Origin of the sequence: Streptomyces sp. NPDC056479 (assembly GCF_042795335.1) — a bacterium.
GTDB lineage: Bacteria > Actinomycetota > Actinomycetes > Streptomycetales > Streptomycetaceae > Streptomyces.
Map to the genome: position 1 here is coordinate 407549 of NZ_JBHTRZ010000009.1, position 16398 is coordinate 423946.

16 protein-coding genes are annotated in these 16398 nt (G+C 71.7%); 9 read left to right on the forward strand and 7 right to left on the reverse strand.

Going from position 1 to position 16398, the window contains the following annotated elements; all coding sequences use genetic code 11:
- Positions 1 to 14: 14 nt before the first annotated feature.
- Together ACFQ6S_RS33305 and hisN are read right to left on the reverse strand one after the other, a co-directional pair.
- A complete protein-coding gene (locus ACFQ6S_RS33305) occupies positions 15 to 407 on the reverse strand; it encodes a cyclic nucleotide-binding/CBS domain-containing protein (protein ID WP_383418112.1) in 393 nt (130 codons plus the stop codon).
- Between the two features lie 112 nt (positions 408 to 519).
- Positions 520 to 1320, reverse strand: coding sequence for a histidinol-phosphatase (gene hisN, locus ACFQ6S_RS33310; protein WP_383418114.1), 801 nt, complete (start codon positions 1318 to 1320; stop codon positions 520 to 522).
- A 305-nt stretch (positions 1321 to 1625) separates the two neighbouring features.
- Here hisN and ACFQ6S_RS33315 point away from each other — a divergent pair, with 305 nt between their 5' ends.
- Entirely contained in the window at positions 1626 to 2234 is a 609-nt protein-coding gene (locus tag ACFQ6S_RS33315) for a TetR/AcrR family transcriptional regulator (protein ID WP_383418116.1), read from the forward strand.
- A 36-nt stretch (positions 2235 to 2270) separates the two neighbouring features.
- Here ACFQ6S_RS33315 and ACFQ6S_RS33320 read toward each other — a convergent pair whose 3' ends face one another.
- The 5 genes from ACFQ6S_RS33320 to ACFQ6S_RS33340 form a co-directional block, all read right to left on the reverse strand.
- Complete coding sequence (locus ACFQ6S_RS33320; RefSeq protein ID WP_383418118.1) at positions 2271 to 2594, reverse strand: DMT family transporter; 324 nt, start codon at positions 2592 to 2594, stop codon at positions 2271 to 2273.
- Positions 2595 to 2748: 154 nt separating this feature from the next.
- Entirely contained in the window at positions 2749 to 3759 is a 1011-nt protein-coding gene (gene rsgA, locus ACFQ6S_RS33325) for a ribosome small subunit-dependent GTPase A (protein ID WP_383418120.1), read from the reverse strand.
- Positions 3760 to 3769: 10 nt separating this feature from the next.
- Positions 3770 to 5089 carry a 3-phosphoshikimate 1-carboxyvinyltransferase gene (gene aroA, locus ACFQ6S_RS33330; RefSeq protein WP_383418122.1) on the reverse strand — a complete coding sequence of 440 codons (1320 nt, stop codon included), beginning with the start codon at positions 5087 to 5089 and terminating at the stop codon, positions 3770 to 3772.
- Between the two features lie 144 nt (positions 5090 to 5233).
- A complete protein-coding gene (locus tag ACFQ6S_RS33335) occupies positions 5234 to 5956 on the reverse strand; it encodes a M50 family metallopeptidase (RefSeq protein WP_383418124.1) in 723 nt (240 codons plus the stop codon).
- A 154-nt stretch (positions 5957 to 6110) separates the two neighbouring features.
- Positions 6111 to 9122, reverse strand: a complete 3012-nt coding sequence (locus ACFQ6S_RS33340) for an AAA family ATPase (protein ID WP_383418126.1) — start codon at positions 9120 to 9122, stop codon at positions 6111 to 6113.
- 393 nt (positions 9123 to 9515) lie between these two features.
- Here ACFQ6S_RS33340 and ACFQ6S_RS33345 point away from each other — a divergent pair, with 393 nt between their 5' ends.
- The 8 genes from ACFQ6S_RS33345 (at position 9516) to ACFQ6S_RS33380 (ending at position 16337) form a co-directional block, all read left to right on the forward strand.
- Positions 9516 to 10013: a hypothetical protein gene (locus tag ACFQ6S_RS33345; protein ID WP_383418128.1), complete on the forward strand. Its 498-nt coding sequence runs from the start codon at positions 9516 to 9518 to the stop codon at positions 10011 to 10013.
- A gap of 43 nt (positions 10014 to 10056) precedes the next feature.
- Positions 10057 to 10812 (forward strand): dienelactone hydrolase family protein, encoded by a 756-nt coding sequence (locus ACFQ6S_RS33350; protein WP_383418130.1) that lies wholly within the window; start codon positions 10057 to 10059, stop codon positions 10810 to 10812.
- Positions 10813 to 10950: 138 nt separating this feature from the next.
- Complete coding sequence (locus tag ACFQ6S_RS33355; RefSeq protein ID WP_383418131.1) at positions 10951 to 11766, forward strand: SOS response-associated peptidase; 816 nt, start codon at positions 10951 to 10953, stop codon at positions 11764 to 11766.
- Position 11767: 1 nt separating this feature from the next.
- Positions 11768 to 12397: an alpha/beta family hydrolase gene (locus ACFQ6S_RS33360; protein ID WP_383418133.1), complete on the forward strand. Its 630-nt coding sequence runs from the start codon at positions 11768 to 11770 to the stop codon at positions 12395 to 12397.
- A gap of 311 nt (positions 12398 to 12708) precedes the next feature.
- Positions 12709 to 13404 carry an RNA polymerase sigma factor SigR gene (gene sigR, locus ACFQ6S_RS33365; RefSeq protein ID WP_383418135.1) on the forward strand — a complete coding sequence of 232 codons (696 nt, stop codon included), beginning with the start codon at positions 12709 to 12711 and terminating at the stop codon, positions 13402 to 13404.
- Entirely contained in the window at positions 13401 to 13703 is a 303-nt protein-coding gene (gene rsrA, locus ACFQ6S_RS33370) for a mycothiol system anti-sigma-R factor (RefSeq protein WP_383418137.1), read from the forward strand. The genes sigR and rsrA overlap by 4 nt, the downstream gene beginning before the upstream one ends.
- Positions 13704 to 13809: 106 nt before the next feature.
- Positions 13810 to 15099 carry an HD-GYP domain-containing protein gene (locus ACFQ6S_RS33375; RefSeq protein ID WP_383418139.1) on the forward strand — a complete coding sequence of 430 codons (1290 nt, stop codon included), beginning with the start codon at positions 13810 to 13812 and terminating at the stop codon, positions 15097 to 15099.
- Positions 15096 to 16337, forward strand: a complete 1242-nt coding sequence (locus ACFQ6S_RS33380; RefSeq protein ID WP_383418141.1) for an HD-GYP domain-containing protein — start codon at positions 15096 to 15098, stop codon at positions 16335 to 16337. The genes ACFQ6S_RS33375 and ACFQ6S_RS33380 overlap by 4 nt, the downstream gene beginning before the upstream one ends.
- The last annotated feature ends 61 nt before the right edge of the window (positions 16338 to 16398 follow it).

Sequence of the window (16398 nt, forward strand, 5' to 3'; positions counted from 1 at the left end):
CGCGTTGCGCGTGCCTAGGCCGGCACGTGCTGCCGTACGGGTGCCCAGCAGCGGATGATGTCGCGGACCGAGACGATGCCGACGGGCTCGCCGTGGTCCAGGACGATCAGATGCCGGAAGCCGCCGTGCGCCATGGCGCGGGCCGCCTCCTCCAGGGTCCATGCCGGAGCCGCGAACACGACATCCGTGGTGGTGTGGTCATGGGCGCGTTCGTTGTCCGGGTTCTGTCCCAGGCCGACGGAGTTGAGGATGTCGCGTTCGGTGAGGATGCCGATACCGCCGGCGTCGGGGTCGTGGACCACGGCCGCGCCCACCCGGCGGGTGGACATCAGCGCTGCGGCCTGCCGAAGGGTGTGGGTGGGGCCGATGGTGAGGACCACGGTGCTCATGGCGTCACGTACGAGCATGGATGGAGCCACCTCCTGAAGTGCCCCCGCACCGTTTGTTCACGGTTTCACAAATTCACAAGTGGGGGGACTTTCAGAGTGACAGGTAAAGAGGGGGTCAACAAGGGGGCGCTCAGTAACGCTCGTTGAGGTACCCGAGGAGCTCGTCGTGCAGCAGGCCGTTCGAGGCGGCGGCGTTGCCGCTGTGCGGGCCGGGGCGGCCGTCGAGGCCCGTGAAGGTGCCGCCGGCCTCCGTCACGACGATCGAGGGGGCGGCCATGTCCCACAGGGACAGCTCCGGCTCGGCGCAGATGTCGACCGACCCCTCGGCGACCATCATGTACGGCCAGAAGTCGCCGTACGCGCGCGTGCGCCACACTTCGCGAGTGAGGTCGAGGAAGCCGTTCAGCCGGCCCAGATCCTCCCACCCGCTGAGCGAGGAGTACGCGAATGAGGCGTCCGGCAGCTTGGAGACCTGGGAGACCCGCAGTCGGCTGGCGGAGGAGAGGCTACGGCCGGTGAACGCGCCGTGACCCTTGGCGGCCCACCAGCGCCGTCCGAGCGCGGGAGCGGAGACGAGTCCGACCACGGGCTGGAAGCCGCCCTCGCCCGCTTCCGTCAGGGAGATGAGGGTGGCCCAGACAGGGACGCCGCGCACGTAGTTCTTGGTGCCGTCGATCGGATCGATCACCCAGCGGCGGGGCCCGGTGCCCTCGATGCCGTACTCCTCCCCGAGGATCGCGTCTCTCGGCCGGGCCCGCTGCAACTGGCCGCGAATGAGTTCCTCGGCGCCCTTGTCCGCCTCGCTCACCGGGGTCATGTCCGGCTTCGTCTCGACCTTGAGGTCGAGCGCCTTGAATCGGGCCATGGTCGCTGCGTCGGCGGCGTCGGCGAGGACGTGGGCGAGGCGGAGATCGTCGAGGTAGTCCGGCATGGGACGAACGCTATCTGTCATGGTCCTGGTGGGGCTACCAGGCCCTGGGGTCGGAGGCGGATTGCCCACGGTTGGCGGGGCGCCGACGTACGCGTCCTCGAACGCCGGACGGGCTGAGAGTCACCGACCGGAGCCGGAGGGTGATCGTCGAAACGGGAGTGGCTGCTGTCGGGTGGGCGGGCCCGAGCGCCGAAAGCCCGCGCACCCCGGGCACATGGCGCCTCCGCGTGCCTTCGCGAACCCTTGACAGTGACCCCGTGCGCGTCAAATCTGGGCGCAGAGCCGCTCGTCCCCGGGAGGCGATGATGCCTGCAGCGCGGGAATCCCTGCTGGACGCCGCTTACACGGCGCTGGCGCGCCGGTCGTGGTCCGCCGTGCGGATGGTGGACGTGGCCGCCGCGGCCGGAGTGTCCCGGCAGACGCTGTACAACGAGTTCGGGAGCAAGGAAGGGCTGGCCCGCGCGCTCGTCAGGAGGGAGGCCGACGGCTACCTCGTCGGCGTCGACCGTGCCCTCGCCACCCCGAGCGATGCCCGCGACCGCCTCACCGCCACCGCGGAGTGGACCGCCGGCCTCGCCCGCGACAACGCCCTCGTCCGCGCCATGCTCACCGGCTGCTGGAGCGAGCGCCTGCCCTCGCCGACGCTCACCGCGGTTCCGTCCACCTCCGCCGTGCCCGCCCAGCGCCGAGCGGACGGCCCGTTGCCCTCACCCGGTGACTTCGTGAGCATCGTGCGCGACCGGGCGGTCGTGGTGCTTTCCGGTCCCGGCGTCAACAAGTCCGACACCGCCGATCTCGCCCGCTCCTGCGAACTCGTCGTCAGGCTGGCCCTGTCCTGTGTCAGCGCCCCGCCCGGTGAAGGCGGCGTCGCCGACCTCGTACGCAGCGCGCTGCACCGGCAGTTGGCGAGCTGACCGATCGGCGACGCCCGCCTCGGCGCGTCGAGCGCGTCACTGCGCCGATCCCGACAACTGCAGTCCGACGACCCCCACGATCACCAGGGAGATCGACACGATCTTCAGCGTCGACACGATGTCCCCGAGGAAGATCATCCCGTAGATCGCCGTTCCCGCCGCCCCGATCCCGGTCCACACCGCATACGCCGGCCCCACGTCCAGCTTCCGCAGCGACACCGTCAGCAGACCGAAACTGCCGAGTGCGAAGATGCAGAAAGCGACGGTCGGCCACAGCCGGGTGAAGCCGTGCGACAGCTTCAGGCAGACGGCGAAGCCGGTTTCGAGCAGCCCCGCCACAATGACCAGCAGCCACGCCATGTGCTGTCCTCCCGTATCCCCACGTTCTGTGACCGCTTCGTCAGGTTCGCCAGGCTTTGGTCAGGCTTGGTTCCGGCTCGGTGCGATTATGCCTTTACCGGACTCGGCGGGGGACAAACAACGCGGAGGTCAATCGCCTTCCTCCGGCCACTTCCTAGTCGCCTTCCTTGCGCTCACGCGTGGCCAACAACCGCCGCAGCGAGTAGAGCCGCGCCGGATCGGCGTGCCCCTGCGCCACCCACTCGTCCAACGCACAGTCCGGTTCGTCATGACTGCACGCCCGCGGGCATCCCTCGGTTCCCGATTCCAGATCGGGAAACGCGTGGATCACCCGTGAGGGATCGACGTGTGCCAGACCGAACGACCGCACCCCCGGGGTGTCGATCACCCAGCCGTCGACCTCCGTCAACGGCAGCGCCAACGCCGACGTCGTCGTATGCCGACCGCGTCCCGTCACCGCGTTCACATGTCCGGTGGAACGTCGACGCTCCTGCGACACCAGCGCGTTCACCAGCGTCGTCTTGCCCACACCCGAGTGCCCGACGAACGCCGTGACCCGGCCGTCCAGCTGCTCGTGCACCCGGCCCGCGGCGTCCCCGTCCTCCAACTCCGCACGGCTGGTGACGACATAGGGGATGTCCAACGCCCCGTACAGCTCCAGAAGTTCGTCCGGCGGCGCCAGGTCCGACTTCGTCAGCACGAGCAGCGGCTCCAGACCTCCGTCGAACGCCGCGACCAGACAGCGGTCGATCAGCCGGGGGCGTGGCTCGGGGTCGGCGAGGGCGGTGACGATGGCGAGTTGGTCGGCGTTGGCCACCACGACCCGCTCGAAGGGATCGTCGTCGTCGGCGGTACGGCGCAGCACCGACGACCGCTCCTCGATCCGCACGATCCGGGCGAGGGTGTCCTTCTTGCCGGACAGATCGCCGACCAGTGCCACCCGGTCACCGACCACCGCCGCCTTGCGGCCGAGTTCGCGAGCCTTCATCGCCATCACGACGCGGTCGTCGACGAGGCAGGTCAGCCGCCCCCGGTCGACGGTGAGGACCATGCCCTCGGCGGCGTCCTCGTGCTTGGGCCGGATGTTCGTACGGGGCCGGGTGTTCCGACGGCCGGGGCGCGTGCGGATGTCGTCCTCGTCGGTGTGCTTGCCGTAGCGGCGCATGACGGTGTCCCTACGCCCCGAGCATCCCGGTCCACAGTTCCGGGAAGTCCGGCAGGGTCTTCGCCGTCGTCGCCACGTTCTCGATCCGTACGCCCTCCACCGCGAGGCCGATGATCGCGCCGGCCGTGGCCATGCGGTGATCCTCGTAGGTGTGGAAGACGCCGCCGTGCAGCCGGCGCGGGCGGATGTGCAGACCGTCGGCGGTCTCGGTGACGTCGCCGCCGAGTTCGTTGATCTCCTTGGTCAGCGCGGCCAGGCGGTCGGTCTCGTGCAGCCGCAGGTGCGCGACGCCGCGCAGGGTCGACGGGGAGTCGGCGAGGGCCGCGACCGCCGCGATGCCGGGGGTCAGCTCGCCGACCTCGCTCAGGTCCACGTCGATGCCGTGAATCGCGCCCGAACCGGTGAACACGAGCCCGTACTCGGTGAGTTCGCAGGAACCGCCCATCTCGGTGAAGATCTCACGCAGCCGGTCACCGGGCTGGGTGGTACGGGCCGGCCAGTCCGGGACGAGCACCTTGCCGCCGGTCACCAGCGCCGCCGCCAGGAACGGCTGGGCGTTGGACAGATCCGGCTCGATGGTCAGGTCCCGGCCGAGCAGGGCGCCCGGCGTGACCCGCCAGACGTTCGGCTCGCCGCCCGACTCCGGCGTGTCCACCTGGGCACCGACCGAGCGCAGCATGTCGACGGTCATACGGATGTGCGGCATCGAGGGGAGCGCGGAGCCGGTGTGCCGGACCTCCACGCCCTGGTTGAAGCGCGGGCCGGAGAGCAGCAGCGCCGACACGAACTGGGACGACGACGAGGCGTCGATCTCGACCGGGCCGCCTTCCAGCGCACCCCCGCCGTGCACCGTCAGCGGCAGTGCGCCGCGGGCGTCGTCGTCGATCCGGGCGCCGAGGACGCGCAGGGCGTCGATCACCCCGTTCAGGGGGCGCTCGTACGACCTCGGGTCGCCGTCGAAACGGATGGGGCCGTCGGCGAGCGCGGCGACCGGCGGCAGGAAGCGCATCACCGTGCCGGCGTTGCCGACGTCGACCGTGGCCGGGCCGCGCAGGCCCGCGGGGAGCACACGCCAGGCCTCACCGGTGCCCTCGGGGCCCACGCCCTCCTCGATCCCGACGCCCATCGCGCGCAGGGCGCCGGCCATCAGCAGGGTGTCGCGGGAGCGCAGTGGGCGGCGCAGCCAGCCGGGCTCGCTCGCCAGGGCGGCGAGGACGAGGGCGCGGTTGGTGACCGACTTGGACCCCGGCACGTGGACCGTCGCGTCGACGGGTCCGCTCGCGTGGGGGGCGGGCCAGAGGGCGGTGTGTGCGGCGGGGTTTTGGGCCATGGGTTCACTTTATAAGGAGCGTGTGGTTCGGGTGCGGCGCCGTCGGGGCTGGTCGCTCCCCCACTCTCGGCTTCGCTCGAGCGGGGGGACCCCCTCGCGGCGGAGCCGCACATCGATACGGCCCGCGCCCCTTGGGTCGGCCGGCTACATCGCCAGCAGCCACCTGCCGCCGCCTATCAGCGCGCACAACGACACCGCGTGGAACAGGAACAGCCACAACCCCGCAGGCACGTGTGTCAGCCGCGACAACTGGTCGGCGTCCGAGTCGCCCGCCCCGCCCCGCGCCCGCTTCGCCTGCAGTTCGAACGCCGGCCTGACTCCGCCCAGCAGCAGGAACCACACCACCACGTACGCGAAAGCCGCCTGGACCTGGGGTCCCGCGAGCCACGAGACCACCACGAACGTGCCGCCCGTGACGAACACCGTCAGTGCCCCGTACGCGTTGCGGATCATCACCAGCATCGCCACCAGCAGGACCGTCGCCAGCCACAGCAGAAGAGTGATGCGGCCCGCGGCCAGCAGCGCGGCGCCGCCCAGGCCCAGCAGCGGGGGAGCCGTGTAGCCCGCGGCGGCGGTGAGGATCATGCCGAGGCCGTACGGCTTGCCGCGGCTGACCGTGAGGCCGCTGGTGTCGGAGTGCAGACGTATGCCGGTCAGCGTGCGGCCGGTCACCAGCGCGACCAGGCCGTGGCCACCCTCGTGGGCGATGGTGATGGCGTTGCGCGAGAGGCGCCACAGGACGTGCGGGACGACGAAGGCGAGCGCGACGACCATGGTGGCGATCACGACCCACAGATCTGGGTCGGGCTGAGTACCGGAGACCTCGTCCCAGAGGGAGGCGAGCGAGGCGGATGCGGTGCTGTCCATGTAAGGCTTTGGCTCCCTTGGGTCGGATGGAATCTGGCAGTGTGGCACGCGTGCCTGGACGGTATCTGAGACGCCGGCTTGGCAGCGATCGTTCCTGGCGGCAAACGCGCAGGTCAAAGCGTTGGAGGCGTGGAGTGGTCCCCGGCAGGGGTCGTTACTGCCCGTCCGCGTAACGGCGTGCCAGGGCGATCAGAGCGACCCGGCCGCCCTGGCCCGTGCGGCTTCTGAGACTCGCGAGGTGTTTCTCGACGGTGCGTGGTGAGAGGAAGAGGTGCGCGGCGATCTCCTGGTTGCCGAGCCCCCGTCCGAGCAGGCGCAGGACCTCGTACTCCCGTCCGGTCACCCCCGCCCGCCGCAGTTCCTGCGGAATCGTGTCGTGACCCTGGCGGCGGCGGGGAACGGGAGAGCCGGCTTCCCGTAGCAGGGCGCGGCAGGCGGCCGACACCCGTGTCGTGCCCCGGTCGTGGAAGAACTGCTCGGCGGCGCACAGCCATTCGACGGGGTGCCCCCAGCCGTCCGCGAGCGCCGCGGAAGCGCCCAGCCGCAGACACAGGTGACGGGCCAGGGGGATGGAGTCGGTCCCGGCCAGTGCCTCCTCAGCCGCCTTGGCGGCCTCGGCCGCGCGGCCTTCGCGGCCCAGCAGCACGGCCCGGGACCACCCCACGAAGGGCCGGTCCCAGTGGACCTGGCCGAGCCGGTCCGCGACGGCCCCGTCCAGCTCCGTCCAGCCTGCTGCGCCCCGCACGGTACGCAGCAGCAGGTACGGGCCCAGGAAACCGGTGACCCCGCGCGTACTGGGCAGTGCGCGCATGGCCCGGTCCGCCTCGGTGAACTCGGCCATCGCACGGTCGGGTTCCTCCCGCAGCAGGGAGCAGATGCCCTGGGCCCAGCCCCACACGGAGGTGTCGGCGTAGCCCCAGATCGCTCCGGCGCTCCGGCCGGCCAGTGCGCTCTGCATGGCGTGCAGCGCGGCCTGGAGTTTCTCCCGCTCGCCACGGGAGGCGGCGATGATGGCGTCCACTCCGACGCCGATCAGCTGCACCTCGTGCAGCCGCAGTCTGGCGGCCGTCGTCCGGAGCCGCCGGGCGGACTCCAGGGCCTGATCCTGCTCGTCGCGCAGCACATGGGCGTGTGCCAGATGCATGTCGGCCCAGGCCGTCATGAGCACGGCGCCGGTCTCCTCGGCCGCCTTCCGTGCGGCCAGCAGCCGATCGGTCCCGGTGAACCGGATCCGGTCCAGGGCACCGAGCTCCAGCAGGCCGCGTATCCGCCAGACCGGCAGCGCATGGGTGTCGGCCGTGACCACCAGGCGTTCGAAGACTTTTTCCGCCTCGGCCAGATCCCGGGGCCGAAGGCAGTACCCCAGCATGTTCAGCGCCTTGCAGCCCACCTCCGGCAGCCCGACCGCCTCGGCGGTCGCCACGGCCCCTTCGGCCAGGGCCCTCGCGCTCTCCAGCCGGTCCGGGCGCTGCGAGTTGAGCACCAGGTGCGCGGCGACCGCGTCCAGGGCGGCGCGGGACGCCGGGTCCGGCTCCCCTCCGAGCAACTCACGGGCCCGCCGTACGGCGGTCAGGCCCTCCTCCCACTGCTGCGCGGTGGCCGCGGCCCTGGCCCGGATCAGGAAACCCGCGGCGCGGCGGGCGGGCGGCGCGCCCCACGCGGTCAGGACACGGTCCAGCCGGTCGCCGAGCTCCGGGACGCGCTGGACGTCGCCCGTGAGGACGAGTGTTCCCAGCAGCTCCTCCAGCAGCCGGGCCACCGCCTCGGGCGGGGCGTCGGCCGCGTCGGCGGTCAGCTCCAGGCCCCGGTCGAGGAGTTCCACGGCGGTCAGCAGAGCGCCCCGCAGGACCGCCTGCCGGCCGGCTCGGGTGAGCAGTACGGCCGCCCGTGTCCGCTGCCCGCCGGCGACGCACAGCTCGGCTGCCAGGCGGGACAGGTCGTCGCCCGGGTCACCGCCGATCGGACCGTCGGGCTCCCCGGCGCGCCGGGCAGGGTCGCCGGTGCCCCGCGGCCGAGGCCCTGTCGTGTCGACGGACTCGATCGCGTCGGCGGCGGCGAGGCAGAGCGCCGCCCGCTCCGCGGGCAGCAGCCGGTGGGTGATGGCGTCGGCGGTCAAGGCGTGACGGAAGGAGTGCCAGCCGGGCTCCTCCGCGGTGGCGCCGTCGGTGACCAGATGGGCGCGTGCCGCATGCCGCAGCTGGCGGAGCGCCGTCGTCCGGTCGACCCCGGCGACGCGGGCGGCGATGTCCACGGGGAAGCGCCTGCCCAGCACGGCCGCCGCTTCCAGAAGCGCGACGCCCGGCGGTTCCAGGTGGTCCACGCGCTGGAGGACGGCGGCGGCGACCGTCGCGGGCACGCCGGCGTCCAGCGAGCCGGTCACCGTCCAGCCGTCGCCCTGCCGCCGGACGAGGCCACCGCTGTCGACCATGGCGGTCAGCAGCTCCTCCACGACGAAGGGGACACCTTCGGAGACGGCGTGCAGCCGGTCCAGTACGGCCGCCGGTACCTTGCCCGCGTCGTCGTGGCCCAGACAGCGGGCCGCCAGTTCCGCGGTGTGGGCGGGGCCGAGGCGGGCGAGGCGAAGCATGCGGGCCGTACGGCGGGATGCGGCGGCCTCGGCGAGGTCGAGGGCCGGACCCGGCCCACCGCGGAGGGTGGCCAGCAGGACGGCTCGCCGGCCCGGAAGGTTGTCCGTCAGGTAGTCGACGATGGTGAGCGTGTCGGCGTCCGCGTCGTGCAGGTCCTCCAGCACCAGGACACAGCCGCCGGAACGCCCGAGGGTCCCCAGGAGTCGCAGCACCGCCTCGGCGTAGCCCACCAGCGGCGCACCGTCCTGCGGCGCCAGCCCGCACAGCCGCGACAGCAGCGGCTCGTAGGGGCCCAGGTCCCCGTCCGCGGGCGCCCCTTCGCCGCGCAGTCCGGAGAACACGGCCTCCGCCAGCGGACGCAGCGGCACCGCGCGCCCGGCGGACGCGGCCCGCCCGCGCAGCACCCGCAATCCGGAGCGGACAGCGGCGGCTGCGGTCTCCTCGACGAGGCGCGACTTGCCGATGCCCGGCTCGCCCAGCACGAACACCGACGAGCCCCGCCCCTCGCCCGCCGATGCGACCGCCGCGGTCAGAAGATCCCGCTCCGGTTCTCTGCCGATCAGTGCCGATGACGACAACGACGACACTCAGGCCCCCTGCGCCCTCATCCGGGATGTCCCCCGCCGGTACCGGTCGAATACTCCTTCGAGCCCGCACAGCGTAGTACCCACAAGTCACAGGGGCCGCACAACTACATGGGGGCTCATCCCCGATGTCCGCGGTGCCCGGTGGGCGGCACGCTTACCTCCAGCAGGGCTCGGGGGACAGGGCATGACTCGGGGGACATGCCCTGCCTGCTGTTCTTTCTTCGATCGGGAGTCGCCGACATGTCTTCAATGCCGCATGCCGTCAGATGGATCACCGCCGGGCTGCTGGGCGTGACGCTGTGCGGGTGCTCGTCGCTCACCGCCGATACGGGAGGGGATACCGGCGGATCGGCGTCGACGAGCTCGGCAGGGGACGGACCGGACGTGCCTGCGTTCGCCCAGGACCTGGAGCGGGTGTGCACGGAGGGGCTCGGCTACTCGGGGATGCCCGCCTACGACCGCACGAAGAAGACCGTGCACCCGGCGATGCTCATGAACAAGCCCGGTGACGACTGGTCGCAGTCCGAACCGTCCGCCGGTGACTTCCCCAAGGGCTGGTTCCTCGGCTACTCGGACAAGCCGGCCGAGGCCGAGCTGGTCGTCTGCGTCGAGCGCACCAAGGCGACCGCGACCGGCAAGGTGTGCGACATGGAGGGCGACGACGGCAAACCGTTCAAGGTGCGCACGTACAACACCTCGTACCGCCTGAAGGTCGTCGAGGCGCGCACCGGCAAGGAGCTGTACCAGCACACGGGGGAGGCCAAGTCCGACGAGTGCCCGGTGTACGTATTCACCTCGGACGGCGAGGACGAGGACAAGTACTACAACGAGGTGCGGCCCAAGGACTTCCGCAAGAACGTCCAGCCCTTCATCGCGCCGTAGGCTGCACGACGGCCGTCCCGTCCCCGCCCCTCCGGAGGACCGCATGCCCGCCGCGACCACCACCGTCGATCTCACCGAGCTGAGCGCCGCCCGCGGTGGCTCGCGCCGGCTCACCGGCCATCTCACCCGGCCCGCCGGGCCGGGCCCCTGGCCGGGTGTCGTCGTGGTCCATGAGGCCCTGGGCGTCAATGATGTGATGCACCGTCAGGCGGAGCGGCTGGCGAGCGCCGGGTACCTCGTCCTGATGCCGGACCTGTTCACCGACGGAGGGGCCGTACGCTGCCTGGTGCCGACCTTCCGGGCCGCCCTGTCCGGCCACGGCCGTGCCTTCCGCGACATCGAGGCGGCCCGCACCCGCCTCGCCCAGGATCCCGGCTGCACCGGGCGGATCGGCATCATCGGCTTCTGCATGGGCGGTTCCTTCGCCCTCCTCGCCGTGAGCGACGGCGAGTTCGACGCCGCTTCCGTCAACTACGGTCGTCCGCCGAAGGATCTCGACGGGGCGCTGGGCGGCTCCTGCCCCGTCGTCGCGAGTTACGGAGCCCGCGACCGTACGCTGCGCGGCGTGGCCCCCAGACTTCAGGCGTCGCTCGACCGGCTCGGCATCGTCCACGACGTCAAGGAGTATCCGGAGGCCGGGCACTCCTTCCTCAACGACTCCGAGGTCGGGCCACGCGCGCTGCGTCCCTTGATGCGTGTCGCAGGAATCAAGCCGCACCCGGAGTCCGCCGCCGACGCCTGGCGGCGCATCGACGGCTTCTTCGCCACGCACCTCAAGGCCGACGGCCACAAGCCCTGACCGTGCCGGGTGCGGGAGTGGTCTGCCACTCTTGGACGTCTCCAGGAAGCTCGGGCACGCTGACCCGGCACCGTGCCGCCTGGTGCTGACCGAGGCAGACTGATCTGGCGTTTCCGCAGGTCGGAGGGGTGGTTGCAGATGTGTGGGCGGTATGCGGCGAGTCGTGGGGCCGAGGATCTCGCAGGAATCTTCGAGATCGAGAAGTGGGAGCCCGAGGAGACCCTGGAGGCGGACTACAACGTGGCTCCGACCAAGGAGGTCCACGTCGTCCTCGACCGTCCCTTGAAAGACGCCGACGACCCGCGGCCGGTCCGGCAGCTGCGCAAGCTGAAGTGGGGGCTGGTACCCAGCTGGTCCAAGACCCCCGAGAGCGCCTTCAAGATGATCAACGCGCGCGCGGAGACCGTGCACGAGAAGCCGTCGTACCGGCGGGCGTTCACCTCCCGGCGCTGCATCATCCCCGCCGACGGCTACTACGAGTGGGTCACCGGCAAGCAGGAGCGGGACCTCGAGGTCGAGGGGAGGAAGAAGCGGCCGCGCAAGCAGCCGTACTTCGTGCTGCCCGCCGACGGGACCGTGTTCGCGATGGCCGGGCTGTACGAGTTCTGGCGGGACGCGACACTGCCCGACGAGCATCCGCAGGCCTGGTGGGTCACCTGCTCCGTCATCACCACGGAGGCCGAGACGACCCCGCTGGCCGTCGCGCCCGAGGAGGGCCCGCACACGCTCGCCGAGATCCACCCCCGGATGCCGCTGATGCTGACCCCGGACCGGTGGGACGCCTGGCTGGACCCGACCCGCAAGGACCCCGAGGAGCTGCGGACGCTGCTCACCCCGCCGCCCGCCGGACTGATGCGCGCCTACCCCGTCTCCACACTGGTCAGCAACGTCCGCAACAACGGCCCGGAGCTGTTGAAGGAGCTGGACGGCCCCGAAGAGGGCACACTCTTCTGACGTGACGACCGAGATCATTGGCACGGACGCCGGGGACGCCCGCATCACCTGGCACCCGGCGAAGAAGGCACGGCTGGTGCTGGCCGCGAGCCACGGCGCGGGAGGCGGCATCGGGGCCCGGGACCTCGTGGCCCTCGCCGAGGTCCTCCCGGCCCACGGGGTGACCGTCGCCCTCGTGGAGCAGCCCTGGCGGGTGGCCGGCAAGAAGGTGGCGCCCGCGCCGAAGACGCTGGACGTCGGCTGGCGCGGCCTGTGGCCCGCGCTCACCGTGCCCGGCCTGCCCGTCATCTCCGGCGGCCGCAGCGCGGGCGCCCGCGTCGCCTGCCGTACGGCCGTCGAGCTGGGCGCCCATGCCGTGCTCGCGCTCAGCTTCCCCCTGCACCCGCCGGGCAGGCCCGAGAAGTCCCGCGCCGACGAGCTGCTCGGGGCCGGGGTGCCGACCCTCGTCGTCCAGGGCGGCAACGACCCGTTCGGGAAACCCGAGGAGTTCCCGGACGGCGACCACGAGCTGGTCGAGGTGCCGTACGGCGATCACGGGTTCGCCGTGCCCAAGCGAGCGCCCCTCGATCAGCACGAGGCCGTGGCGATCGTCACGGACGCGGTGGTGAAGTGGGCCGGGTCACTCGGGTAAAGCTTCGGGAATGTCGTGGACCCGGCCTCTGTTGAGGCGGACAGCGGTGCTGAAACACCAGCGCCGACGTCGTAGGAGAGGGAGTCCGCCGCATGGGTTCGACCTACTGCCCGCCCGTCACCCGCCACCACCCCGTGGACGGGCTTCGCCCGGCAGAGCTGGATTCGAGCCGCAGCAGCCGCGCCGACCTGGAGTGGACGGTGCTGCATGCGGCGAAGGCCGCTCCTATTCGAGGGGCGGCAGGTACGGCAGGTCGTCTATCCTCCGATTCAGGTGGGTCCGGATTCGGCCCTGCCCGCAATCTTGAGGAGGTGGGTCCGGTTCCCGGTACCGACGCAGGGACCGACAACGGCCAGGCGGAGCAGCCCGAGGGCCTGGGCACGAGCGCGGGCACGTCCGCGGAGACGACCGCGGAGCGCACCGCCCGCTTCGAGCGGGACGCGCTCGAATTCCTCGACCAGATGTACTCGGCCGCCCTGCGTATGACACGCAACCCGGCCGACGCGGAGGACCTGGTGCAGGAGACCTACGCCAAGGCGTACGCGTCCTTCCATCAGTTCCGCGAGGGCACCAACCTCAAGGCGTGGCTGTACCGGATCCTCACCAACACCTTCATCAACTCGTACCGCAAGAAGCAGCGCGAACCCCAGCGCTCCGCGGCCGAGGAGATCGAGGACTGGCAGCTCGCCCGCGCCGAGTCGCACATGTCGACGGGTCTGCGCTCCGCGGAGTCGCAGGCGCTCGACCACCTGCCCGACTCGGACGTCAAGGAAGCGCTCCAGGCGATCCCCGAGGAATTCCGCATCGCCGTGTATCTGGCCGACGTAGAGGGCTTTGCGTACAAGGAGATCGCGGACATCATGGGGACACCCATCGGTACGGTGATGTCCCGGCTGCACCGGGGCCGCCGTCAACTGCGCGGCATGCTCGAGGACTACGCCCGCGAGCGTGGGCTGGTCCCGGCCGGCGCCGGAGAGTCGAACGAAGCGAAAGGCTCGGGCTCATGAGCTGCGGAGAGCCGCACGAGACGGACTGCTCTGAGGTGCTCGATCACCTCTACGAGTTCCTCGACAGCGAGATGCCGGACGTCGACCGCGACAAGTTCAAGCAGCACTTCCGGGAGTGCTCGCCGTGCCTGGAGAAGTACGGCCTCGAAGAGGCCGTGAAGAAGCTGGTCAAGCGGTGCTGCGGACATGACGACGTGCCCACCGACCTGCGCGCCAAGGTCCTGGGGCGGCTCGACCTGATCCGCTCCGGCCAGACCGTGCCCGAGCACGACGTCACCGCCGCGCCACAGGAATCCTGAACGCGCAGCCGTCACTCGAACGTGCTAATTCACCGGTCATAAGACCGCGAACCCCCCTGGCCGCCTTAGGCTCCCGTGCTTGAAGCGCGTGGCCGGGGAGGGGCGTATGAAGGCGACACCCACACGGGCATGTGTCTACGTCGGCTGTGTCGTCCTCGGCGCCCTGTACTGCCTGCAAGCGCCGACGGCGACGGGCGTCTCCTGGTGGGCGGTGGCCCTGCTGGCCACGCTCCACGCGGGGGGCGAGCGGCTGTCCGGCCCGTTCTATCCGGTGCTCCTGGCCGGGGCCTTCCTGCTGCCACCGTCCGCTGCCGCGCTGGTCGCGGTGCCGGGGGCGCTCTGCGCTCCGGTCGGCGGGAGCCCGCGTCTGCTGCGGCGGGTGTGGCGGGCGGCGCAGCTCGTGGTCGCGGTGTGGGTGGCCGCCCGTGTGCACGAGGCGCTCGGCGAGCAGGACGCCCTGGTGGCGTCCGACTTCCCCTACGCGCTCGCGCCCGCCGGAGCCGCGGTGCTGGCGTTCTGCCTGGCCCTGACCGTGCTCGACGCCGGGATCCTGGTGCTCGCCGAGCGCGTGCCGCCACGGCGCGCCGGGCGGGGGCTCTTCCTGCGGTCGCTCGCCCCGATCGCCGTGCACGGGCTGGCCGGACTGATGATGGCCGTCCTGTGGCGCAGTCCCTACGGCCCCGTCGCCGCACTGCTCGTACTGCTGCCGATGTGCGTGTCGTGGTGGGCGTTCGCCCAGTACCACCGGGAACGCGCCGCCCACCAGGCGACCATCCGGGCACTCGTCCAGGCCGTCGACATCAAGGACGGCTACACCCGCGGCCACAGTGAGCGCGTCGGACAGGCCTCGATGATGATCGCCCGTGAGCTCGGCCTGGCCGACGAGCGCATCGAGGTGCTCCGCTTCGCCGGGATCCTGCACGACGTCGGCAAGCTGGGCGTGCCGACGCGGCTGCTGCGCAAGAACGGGCCCCTGACGCCCGAGGAACGCCAGGTCATCGAGCTGCACCCCGAGTACGGGCACGAGATGGTGCGCGGGATCTCCTTCCTCGGCGAGGCCCGGGCCGCCGTACTGCATCACCACGAGCGGCTGGACGGAAGCGGCTACCCCTATGGGCTGAGCGGAAGTCAGATCCCGGAATCGGCAAGGGTGGTGGCGGTCGCGGACGCGTTCGACGCGATGACCTCGACCCGGTCCTACTCGCGGGCCCGGCCAGTCTCCGTCGCGCTGCGGGAGCTCGAGAAGTGCGCCGGCTCGCAGTTCGACCCCCGGATGGTCACGGCCCTCGCCCGAGCCGTCGACCAGCACGGATGGCATCCGGCCGTGACCGCCGACGAGGCCGCCGCGCCCGCTCCCCGCCCGGCGGTCGCCGGTGCCCCCGGAGCCCACCGGTGAGCGCCCCGAGACCGAGCCGCCTGCTGAGCCTCGTCCACGCCTGCGCCGCCCTTCTCGCCACGGGCTGTCTGCTCGGCAGCGTGTCCGGCGGCCTCGTCGAGCGCGGCACGGCCGTCGCCTTCGGGGTCCTGATCGTCCTCGGCGAGCTCACCCGCTGGACCGGGGCCGAGGGCAGGGAGGCCGCACCGCTCGGGGCCGCCGCAGCGCTGTCGTACGCCCTGCTGGGGGAGCTGGGCGGGCGGCCCACCGGGCACGGCCTCGCACAGGTCGTCGCCGTAGTCCTCGCCGCCTCGCTCCTCGGCAGCGTGCCGCACATCGCACGAGGGCGCCCCGTGCTGGACCATCTCGCCCGGCGCGTGCTCACCGTCGGCTTCGCCGCCGTCTGCTTCCAACCCCTGTTCAACCAGGGCACGTTCCGCGGCTGGGGCACCTCCTACGCCCTGCTCCTGCTCGCGATCCTCGCCCTCACCACCCTGTGCGACGCCATGCTCGCCGCGGCCCTGGCGCACTCGCGCACCCGATGGCCGTTCTGGCCGCTGCTGCGGGACGAGCTGCGGGCGACCCTCGGGATCGGGTCGGCCGTCTGCGCGACCGGCGCCGTGATGGCGCTCGCGGTCGCCGTGGTCGGGCTGTGGGCCCTGCCCGTGTTCTCGCTGCCCCTGCTGCTCACCCAGATGTCCTTCCACCGGTACGCCGCCGTGCGGACCACCTATCGGCAGACCATCGCCTCCCTGGCCAGGGCCACCGAGATCGCCGGGTACACCCCGACCGGACACGCCCGGCGGGTGGCCGCGCTCAGCCGGGAGGTCGGGCGGGACCTGGGCCTGTCCGAGACGGAGCTCACCGTGCTGGAGTACGCGGCGCTCATGCACGACATCGGCCAGCTCAGCCTGGTCGATCCGGTGCCGGCCGGGGCCACCGCCGTGCTCCCCGTCGAGGAACAGCGGCGGATCGCGCTGCTCGGCGGTGCCGTCGTACGCCAGACCGGGGTGAATGCGCAGGTCGCGATGATCGTGGAGCGGCTCGCCGACCCCTGCCCGGAGCAGCCGGTCGCCGCGCGGATCGTGCGGGCGGTGAACGCCTACGAGGAGAAGGTGCGCGACGCGGGTCCGGGCGGGTCGCTGGAGGCGCTGGAGGAGCTGCGGCTGGGCACCGCGGGGGAGTATGCGCCGGAAGTGGTCGGGTCGCTCGCACGGGTGCTGTCCAGAGACCGTCTTACAGCGCCCGTGGCTGGGTAACCCATGGGTAATGAGCGCCCTTCCAGCCGTACGTGGTTGGATGCGAATGAGAGTGTGTCCG

Coding starts and splice junctions, on each gene's coding strand:
- ACFQ6S_RS33305 (WP_383418112.1), bottom strand. CDS start 407: ATGCTCGTACGTGACGCCATGAGCACCGTGGTCCTCACCATCGGCCCC.
- hisN (WP_383418114.1), bottom strand. CDS start 1,320: ATGCCGGACTACCTCGACGATCTCCGCCTCGCCCACGTCCTCGCCGAC.
- ACFQ6S_RS33315 (WP_383418116.1), top strand. CDS start 1,626: ATGCCTGCAGCGCGGGAATCCCTGCTGGACGCCGCTTACACGGCGCTG.
- ACFQ6S_RS33320 (WP_383418118.1), bottom strand. CDS start 2,594: ATGGCGTGGCTGCTGGTCATTGTGGCGGGGCTGCTCGAAACCGGCTTC.
- rsgA (WP_383418120.1), bottom strand. CDS start 3,759: ATGCGCCGCTACGGCAAGCACACCGACGAGGACGACATCCGCACGCGC.
- aroA (WP_383418122.1), bottom strand. CDS start 5,089: ATGGCCCAAAACCCCGCCGCACACACCGCCCTCTGGCCCGCCCCCCAC.
- ACFQ6S_RS33335 (WP_383418124.1), bottom strand. CDS start 5,956: ATGGACAGCACCGCATCCGCCTCGCTCGCCTCCCTCTGGGACGAGGTC.
- ACFQ6S_RS33350 (WP_383418130.1), top strand. CDS start 10,057: ATGCCCGCCGCGACCACCACCGTCGATCTCACCGAGCTGAGCGCCGCC.
- ACFQ6S_RS33355 (WP_383418131.1), top strand. CDS start 10,951: ATGTGTGGGCGGTATGCGGCGAGTCGTGGGGCCGAGGATCTCGCAGGA.
- rsrA (WP_383418137.1), top strand. CDS start 13,401: ATGAGCTGCGGAGAGCCGCACGAGACGGACTGCTCTGAGGTGCTCGAT.
- ACFQ6S_RS33375 (WP_383418139.1), top strand. CDS start 13,810: ATGAAGGCGACACCCACACGGGCATGTGTCTACGTCGGCTGTGTCGTC.